Origin of the sequence: Streptomyces sp. NPDC058864, assembly GCF_042742985.1 — a bacterium.
Lineage (GTDB): Bacteria > Actinomycetota > Actinomycetes > Streptomycetales > Streptomycetaceae > Actinacidiphila.
On record NZ_JBHYMQ010000075.1, the window covers coordinates 32,752 to 40,600 of the forward strand.

8 protein-coding genes are annotated in these 7,849 nt (G+C 71.8%); 5 read left to right on the forward strand and 3 right to left on the reverse strand.

Annotated features, from left to right (window positions below):
* Positions 1–186: 186 nt before the first annotated feature.
* From ACFW3D_RS35590 to ACFW3D_RS35605, 4 genes are all read left to right on the forward strand, one after another.
* A complete protein-coding gene (locus ACFW3D_RS35590) occupies positions 187–1,017 on the forward strand; it encodes a DUF6928 family protein (RefSeq protein ID WP_500511621.1) in 831 nt (276 codons plus the stop codon).
* Positions 1,018–1,144: 127 nt separating this feature from the next.
* On the forward strand, positions 1,145–1,624 hold the full coding sequence (locus ACFW3D_RS35595) for a DUF3558 family protein (RefSeq protein WP_500511623.1): 480 nt from the start codon (positions 1,145–1,147) through the stop codon (positions 1,622–1,624).
* A 119-nt stretch (positions 1,625–1,743) separates the two neighbouring features.
* The gene (locus ACFW3D_RS35600; RefSeq protein WP_500511625.1) at positions 1,744–2,580 is read left to right on the forward strand and encodes an enoyl-CoA hydratase/isomerase family protein; all 837 of its coding nucleotides are present in this window, start codon (positions 1,744–1,746) and stop codon (positions 2,578–2,580) included.
* A gap of 33 nt (positions 2,581–2,613) precedes the next feature.
* Positions 2,614–3,582: an MIP/aquaporin family protein gene (locus ACFW3D_RS35605; protein WP_500511627.1), complete on the forward strand. Its 969-nt coding sequence runs from the start codon at positions 2,614–2,616 to the stop codon at positions 3,580–3,582.
* 20 nt (positions 3,583–3,602) lie between these two features.
* Here ACFW3D_RS35605 and ACFW3D_RS35610 read toward each other — a convergent pair whose 3' ends face one another.
* Positions 3,603–4,202 carry a molybdopterin-dependent oxidoreductase gene (locus tag ACFW3D_RS35610; protein WP_500511629.1) on the reverse strand — a complete coding sequence of 200 codons (600 nt, stop codon included), beginning with the start codon at positions 4,200–4,202 and terminating at the stop codon, positions 3,603–3,605.
* A gap of 392 nt (positions 4,203–4,594) precedes the next feature.
* A complete protein-coding gene (locus ACFW3D_RS35615) occupies positions 4,595–5,881 on the reverse strand; it encodes a glycosyltransferase (protein ID WP_500511631.1) in 1,287 nt (428 codons plus the stop codon).
* 220 nt (positions 5,882–6,101) lie between these two features.
* On the opposite strand from ACFW3D_RS35615, the gene ACFW3D_RS35620 reads away from it, so the two are divergent.
* Positions 6,102–6,998: an NmrA/HSCARG family protein gene (locus tag ACFW3D_RS35620; protein WP_500511633.1), complete on the forward strand. Its 897-nt coding sequence runs from the start codon at positions 6,102–6,104 to the stop codon at positions 6,996–6,998.
* Positions 6,999–7,041: 43 nt separating this feature from the next.
* Here ACFW3D_RS35620 and ACFW3D_RS35625 read toward each other — a convergent pair whose 3' ends face one another.
* Positions 7,042–7,602, reverse strand: coding sequence for a TetR/AcrR family transcriptional regulator (locus ACFW3D_RS35625; RefSeq protein ID WP_500511635.1), 561 nt, complete (start codon positions 7,600–7,602; stop codon positions 7,042–7,044).
* Between the last annotated feature and the right edge of the window lie 247 nt (positions 7,603–7,849).

Genomic DNA, 7,849 nt, shown 5'->3' on the forward strand with positions numbered 1-7,849 from the left:
GCCCCGGGGGCCCCCCGCGGCGACCCCCCCGGGGGGGGGTGACCGGCCCCCGCCGCGGGGGGGGGGGGGGCGCGGCCCCCGCGCCCGCCCCCCCCCGGCCGCCCCGCATCCGAACCGCCCGTGTCAGAGGCGGCGGATAGTGTGCCGATGCCAAGAGGGCAAGGAACGTCCGCTCGGGGAGGGGCTGTGGGAGCCAAGACCGGTCTGCTGGTGTACGCGGACGGCGATGTGCCGGACCTGCTGCGGCAGGTGGACACCGCGGACCCGCGGCGCACCTCCGCGATGATGGCGCGCCTCTATCCGGGCCGGGAGTTCGAGGAGACCGAGGGCCTGAACCTGTGCGAGGGCGTGTATCCCCCGGACGGCACGGTGTACGCGGGCGCCTGGCCGGGCGTGGAGGTCGTCTGCGACCGGGAGGTGATGGTCGACTTCCCGTCGCGGCTGCCGGAGCACCTCGTCGCGGCCGGCGCCGGGCGGCGGCTCGTCCTGCACGCCATGCACAGCGTCGTCGGCTGGTGCGCCTTCGCGGTCTGGGAGGACGGGCACCTCGTCCGCTCGCTGAGCCTGTCGCCGGAGGACGGGATCATCGAGGACATCGGCGAGCCGCTGCCCTTCGAGCGTCCGTACTGGGCCGGGGAGCGGCCGGCCGAGATCGTCCCCTGGCCGGGCGAGGAGGACGAGCCGTACCCACTGCCCTTCCACCCCCTGGAGTTCGGCGAGCAAGCGCTGCGCGCGCTCTGCGGGTTCGTCATCGAGGGCAGGCCCCGTGCCGACGACGTCGACGCGATGGACATCGGGCTCCACGGCTTCCTCGCGCGGGACCCGGACGGGCGCGATCGCGGGGAGGAGAAGGCGGAGATGCGAAGGGCGGTCGCGGCCATGGGACCACCGCGCTTCTACACGTTCGGGCCCGACGGGTCGCTGGTCGAGCGCCGTGCCCCATGGGATGAGGCAGCCTCAGGTCCCGGTGCCCAAGGGGTGGCAGGGGGCCGCACGCCCCCTGTCGCGCTGCGGTGACATTCGGTTGCCGCCCTGTGACAGGAGACCGCAACTCGCCACGCGTGGGGTGACGTCTTCTGGGTCCGAGACACGAGGCAGGAGTGCCGCTCCGCCCCTCGCACCACCATCGGAGGACCCAACAGTGATGCGTTCACCTCTGGCAATCGTCGGCCTGGTGCTCCTCGCCGCGACGGCGACGGCCTGCGGCTCGTCGGACACCGGCGCGAAGTCGGCCCCCACGAAGTCGGCCCCCTCCTCCGCCGCCGAGGAGAAGGGAGCGGGCCCGGACGGAGGTCCGTCGGAGGACGGAAAGAAGATCGACGCCTGCACCCTGCTCAAGCCCGGGGAGATCACGCCGATCATCGGCGAGAACGACGGCGGGCACCCCGACGCCGGCGTGGGTGAGAGCGTCTGCAGCTGGGAGAACCCCGACACCTACCACTCCGTCACGCTGAGCATCGGCTCCCCGAGGACGGCCGGCTCGGAGGCCGACGGCGCCGAGTCGATGATGACCGCGTTCACCGTCGACGACCGCCTCTGCACCCTGCAGGTCGTCACCCTCAAGCGGGACACCGACAAGAAGTCCGAGGCCAAGCTGATAGACCTCGTCCGCACCAGAGTGTGACCCCGTGGCCCGCGGGGCCCGGAGGCCGATCCCGGGCCACGCGGGCCCCGCGGGCCACGCACGCCCCGGCCGGACGCGGCCGGGTTGCCGCTCGTCCGCCGGACACTAGCGTCGGTCCCATGGACTCACCGACGCGGTTCACGCTGACCGAGCACTCGCCCACCTACTGGCGCGTGACGTTCGACAACCCTCCCGTCAACCTCGTCGACTCGACGCTGACGAGCGAGCTGGACGCCGTCTTCACCCGCGCCGAGCAGGCCGGTGTCGCGGTCGTCGTCTTCGACAGCGCCGACCCCGAGTTCTTCATCGCCCACTACGACCTCTCCGCCAAGGAGGAGCTGGAGCACGTCCTGGCCCACCCGGAGGAGGTGCACCCCTACACGGCGCTCCTCACTCGCCTGAGCAAGCTCCCCATGGCGACCATCGCCTCCATCCGGGGCATCGCGCGCGGCGCGGGCAGCGAGTTCCTGCTCGCCACCGACATGCGCTTCGGCAGCCGTGAGAAGGCCGTCATCGGCCAGTTCGAGATCGGCATGAGCGCCATCCCCGGCGGCGGACCCGCCACGCGGCTGCCCGCCCTGGTCGGCCGGGGCCGGACCTTCGAGATCCTCTTCGGCGGCCTCGACATGGACGGGGACCTCGCGGAGCGGTACGGGTACCTGAACCGGTCCTTCCCCGACGCCGAGCTCGACGGCTTCGTCGACGAACTGGCCTCCCGCATCGCCTCCTTCGACCTGCAGACGATCAAGGACATCAAACACTTCGTCAATGTCGCGACCCTGCGGCCCGACGGGGAGTTCAAGGACCAGATGGACGCCTTCTGGGCCGCGGTGAACCGTCCTGCGCAGCAGCACGTCGCACAGCACCTGTTCGAGGCCGGGCTCCAGCAGCGCGGCGACCTCGAGCGGGACCTCCCGCACTGGGTCACCCGGTTCCAGTACCACGCCGACGCGTAGACGTCCGCCGGCGCCGATCCCTGGGGAGGCCCCATGACTGTTGAGATCCCGCCCCTGGTGAAGTCCTCGCGCCTGCGGAGCCGAGGCGGACTGCTCGGGGAGTGCCTCGCGGAGTTCCTGGGGATGTTCGTCCTCGTCTCCTTCGGATGCGGCGTGGCGGCCATGGCGGTCGCGGCGCTGCCCGGTTCGGGCCGTACCGCCGGGGCCACCACGAGCTTCGTGGGCGCGGGCGACTGGGTCATGCCCGTGCTCGGCTGGGGCCTGGCCGTGACCTTCGGCGTGTACGTCGCCGGCGGCGTCAGCGGCGCGCACCTCAACCCGGCGGTGACGCTCGCCTTCGCCGTGCGCCGCCGGTTCCCGTGGGTGAAGGTCGTCCCTTACGTGTTCGCGCAGCTGGTCGGCGCGTTCGCCGCAGCCGTGCTGGTGTACGCGGTGTACCACGACGCGATCAGCGCCTTGGACGAGGCGATGAAGGGGCCGAAGACGGACGGGCACACCCTCGCCAGCTTCTCGATCTTCGGCACGGTGCCGGCCTCGTACTTCCACGGGAGCCTGTGGGGCCCGCTCGTGGACCAGATCGTCGGCGCGGCGTTCATGCTGATCTTCATCATGGCCGTGATCGACATGCGCAACCCCGCCGTACGGGTCTACCTGGGCCCGATCGTCATCGGCCTGGCCGTCGCCGCCATCGGCCTCTCGTACGGCGCGAACGCGGGCTACGCCATCAACCCCGCCCGCGACTTCGGCCCGCGGCTCTTCGCCTGGGCCATGGGCTGGGGGGAACTCGCCCTGCCGGGCTCGCAACCGGGCGCCTTCAGTGACTACTTCTGGGTCCCCATCGTGGGGCCCCTCATCGGCGGCGTGATCGGGGTCCTGGTCTACGACCTCTTCATCGGCGACGTCCTGCACATCCGCACGCGCATGGCCAAGGTCCCGGAGGTCGGCTGCACGCGTCCGGTGACGACCAGGCCGGTGACGGAAGCCCTCACGGAGCGCGGTTGAGAACGGCGCCCGTGCGGAGGCTACGGTGGGTCATTCCATCTGCGCTGCTCGCGCCACGGGTCGCCGTAGTTGTGGTACCCGCCGGATTCCCAGAAGCCAGGCTCGTCATGGCAGGTCAGCTCCAGGCCGCGCACCCACTTGGCCGACTTCCAGAAGTACAGGTGCGGCATCAGCAGGCGGGCCGGACCGCCGTGCTCCGGTGACAGCGCATAGCCGTCGTAGGTGTGCACGACCCACGCGTTGAGGAGGTCCTCCAGCGGGAAGTTCGTGCTGTAGCCGCCGTAGCTGTGCGCTCTCGCATGGTGCCCGGTCGTGTCCACGTTCTCGAGGAACGCCTCGACCGGCACCCCGCGCCACCGTGTGTCGAACTTCGACCAGCGGGTCACGCAGTGGATGTCGGTCGTGATGTCCTCCTGCGGCAGTGCCATCATCTCCGCCCACGTCCAGGACCGCTGTTCGCCCTGTTCCGTGGTGAGGGTGAAGGTCCACTCCTCGGCCGGAATCCGGGGAGTGGGGCCGGCCGAGAGCACGGGGAAGGACTCGGTCGGGTACTGGCCGGGCGGCAGTCGATCCGACAGGGGGTGAGCCCTGCCGCGGAATCCGGGTGAAAAGGAAGCCACGGTGTCATCCGCCTTGTCCGATGTGCGCCTGGAGGAGGGCGGAACCTCAGGCGGAACCTCCAGTCCAGTGTCCGGCGGTGGGGGCCGTGCGACCACTCGGCCGGGGGACAGGGCCACAGGTCCGGCGACTGCTTGACGTGGCAATGAAATCTCAACCGGATCGAGGACGTCGTCCTGTGCCCGGCAGGCCGGAACGGCCGGATCGCCCAGCCGCGGGAGATCGCCGAGGTCGTCCTCCTCCTCACCGACGACTCCCGTTCCGCCTACCTCACCGGCGCCACGGTCGCCGCGGACGCCGGCGCCACCGCGATCTGACCCGCACCCCCGGTGGGGCCGCCGCGGCGCAGGTCGAGGCCCGCGCCGAACGCGAGTGGATCGGGCCGCCGCCCCGGTCAGGCCGACCTGACGATCTCGTCGATGACGTCGAAGGGGCGGTACTCCGCGAACTGGCGCCGGATCTCGTCCACGCGCTCGCGGTAGCGCGGCTCGCCCAGCACGGTCCGGACGGCGGTGCGCACCGCCTCCGGCCGGGGGCGCCCGGTGCGCAGGTCGACGCCGGTGCCGGACCATTCGACCCGGGCCGCCACCTCCGGTTTGTCCTCGGTGTCGCCGCCGACGACGAGCGGGACACCGTGGTGCAGCGCCGTGTGGACGCCGCCGTAGCCCGCGTTGGTGACGAGGACGTCGGCGAGCGGCAGCAGCTCGTCGAAGGGCACGAATCCGGCGAGGCGCGCGTTGTCCGGCACGGCCCCGTCCATCGCGGCACGCACCGCCTCGGGTCCGTCGGGCCGGGCCGTCGCGGCGACGACGGTGACGTCCGCGTCCGCCAGGGCGCGAAGGGTGGGTACGACGAGCTCGGACAGATCGGCGTTGCCCAAGGTGCCCTGGGTGACGACGACCACCGGGCGGCCGGAGGACAGGTCCGCCCACCATTCGGGCCGCTCGAACCCGTCCGCCGGTGCGGGCGGGAGGGGGCCGATGAAGCGGAAGCCCGGCGGTGCGTCACTGCGCGGGTACTCGAAGGCCGGGGCGGTGAGTTGGAGCACGAGGTCGGGGACGGTTCCGATGGCGTTGAAGAGGAAGTCCGGGAAGGTGACGCCCGTCGAGGCGAACACGTCCTCCACGTGCCGCTGGGCGTCGGCGAACGTCTCCCTCGTCCGGGTGCGCATCTCGTCGTAGCGGGCGCGCTCCGCGTCTGTGGCGGGCGGGGGCAGCCCCGGGCCGAAGGGGGCGGTGTCCACGCTGTCGAACGTGGGCGGCGCGATACCGACGTGCACCATGAGGGGCCGCCGGCCCCGGGGGGCGCGCAGGGCCATGGGCAGTACGTAGTACGAGGTGACCTCGCTGATGACCGCGGTCGCGGGGAACTCCGCGAGCAGGTGCCTCAGATGCGCGTCGTGCACCGGCACGGGATCGGACAGCACGTGCTTTATGTCGAAGACCATGCGGTCGAAGGGCCCGAGGGTGTCGCGCTCGGGGAACGCGGCGGTGAAGTCCGCGTGGTCGACCTCAGGCGGGTAGGGGGCGAAGCGGGCTCCCGTCCCGCGGACCTGCTCCTCGAACCGGGAGCCCGTGTAGAAGAGCACCTCGTGACCGCGTCGCGTCAGGTCGGCCGCGATCGCCGCGAGGGGCGTCACGTGGCCGATGTGAGGGGTCGTGGTGACAAGGATCTTCGCCATGGTCTCGCCTTCGAATCTGGTCGGCCGGACGTGGACGTGCGGTGACGGCCTCGCGGAGTCGACGAGCGCACTGCTTGCTGCGTCAAGTATTTCTTGTTTTGTTTCGCCGCGCAAATACATTCGCCGCTCTGGTTGCCCCACCGGAGCGGTGCTCCGTATATTGGCGGCGACCCAACCGGAGCGCTGCTCCGATTGAGCCGCCCCCACCCTGGAGAAGCGCATGAAGCCGAAGGCAGCCAAGAGCATCCTCGTGACGGGAGCCACCGGACAGCAGGGCGGCGCCACCGTCCGGCACCTGCTGAGGGACGGATGGCGGGTGAGGGCGCTGGTCCGTGACCCGGCCGGTCCCAGGGCCGGGGCGCTCGCCCGGCTCGGCGCGGAGCCGGTGCGCGGCGACATGGACGACCGCGGGTCCCTGGACGCCGCTGTCCAGGGCGCGTACGGGGTGTTCAGCGTGCAACCCGCCTTCATCCCGCCCGATTTCGCGGAGAACGAGTTGCAACGGGGGATCGATGTGGCGGAGGCCGCCCGTGCGGCCGGTGCGGAGCACCTCGTGTACGCGTCCGTGGCCGGTGCCGACCGGAGCACCGGTGTCCCGCACTGGGAGATCAAGCGGCAGGTCGAGCAGCACATCCGGGCACTGGGCGTCCCGTCCACCGTTCTCCGGCCCGTCATGTTCATGGAGAATCACGCGGACCCGACGTACGGCGTGACGGGGGATCACGCGCTCATCCGCGTGATCCCCTCCGACGCGACCGTCCAGCTCGTCGCCGTCAGCGACATCGGTGCGTTCGCCGCGCTCGCCTTCGCCCGCCCCGAGCAGTACGTGGGCCGGGCGATCGAGCTCGCCGGTGACGAACTGACCGTCGACCAGATGGTCTCGGCCATCACGCGGGCGACCGGCCGCCCCGTGCCGCGTCCCGGCGGCCACCGGCAATCCGGCAGCCGTAGGACCGCCGCCGGGGCGAGGAAGCCGACGTTCTCCTTCAACGGCTGGCAGGCGGACATCGCGGCCCTGCGGGCGCGACGACCGGAGTTGATGGACTTCGAGACGTGGCTGGCGCGGGAGGGCAGGGCCATGCTCGTGGCGCTGCTCGACGGCGCCGGCCGCCGCTGAACCTACCGGGCGTTCCGTGAGGGCGGCAGGGGTCGGTGGGTCCTCACTCCCTGACGGGGAGTCCGATTGCCGCGGACAGGAGACCGTCGATCTGGCCCGCCACGTCGTCCGACCGCTGGGCCGCCCAGGCGAGGCCAAGCGCGACCGCGATGACGGCGCGGATGGTCAGGCCGGAGCGGATGCCGCCGGCCTGCTGCGCGCGTTCGAGCAGCCGCCCGCCGGCCGCGTTCATCCCGGCGCAGGACGCGTGCAGGGCTGATCCCTCGTTGGCCAGGGCATCCATGATCGACTCCGGCAGGCCCTGGTACGTGGCCGATCCGGAGGCGAGTTCGCGCAGCCAGGTCAGGAGTGCGTCACTCGGGTCCGGCGAGGTGAACAGGCTGTCGGCGCGGCTGCGCAGTGCCTCGAAGTTGGCGTCGAGCAGTGCCTCGAGCAGGGCCTCCCGCGTGGGGAAGTGGCGGTAGAGCGTGCCGATGCCGACTCCGGCACGGCGGGCGATGTCGCGGAGCGAGGCATTCGTGCCGTGTTCCGCGACGACCTGGGCCGCCGTCGTCAGGAGTGCGTCACGGTTCCTGCGCGCGTCGGCGCGAGTCGTCTGCGGCACGTCGGCACCTCGTATGAACGGGAGCTCTGCCCCGTCGGCCGTCGGCCGTCGGAGCACAGCGTCGTCTTCTTCCTTCAGCCGGAGCGGCGCTCCGCATGCCCTCATCCTACGGAGCGGCCCCCGGGCACGGCGCTCCGCCCCGGGACCGCGGACGGCTTCGCGGGAAGGCGAAGTGGTCGATGCCCGTCCTGTTGCGCCACCCGGGGAACGCAAGGGGCCTCCGGCCGGCGGTGGGGGGCCGGCCGGA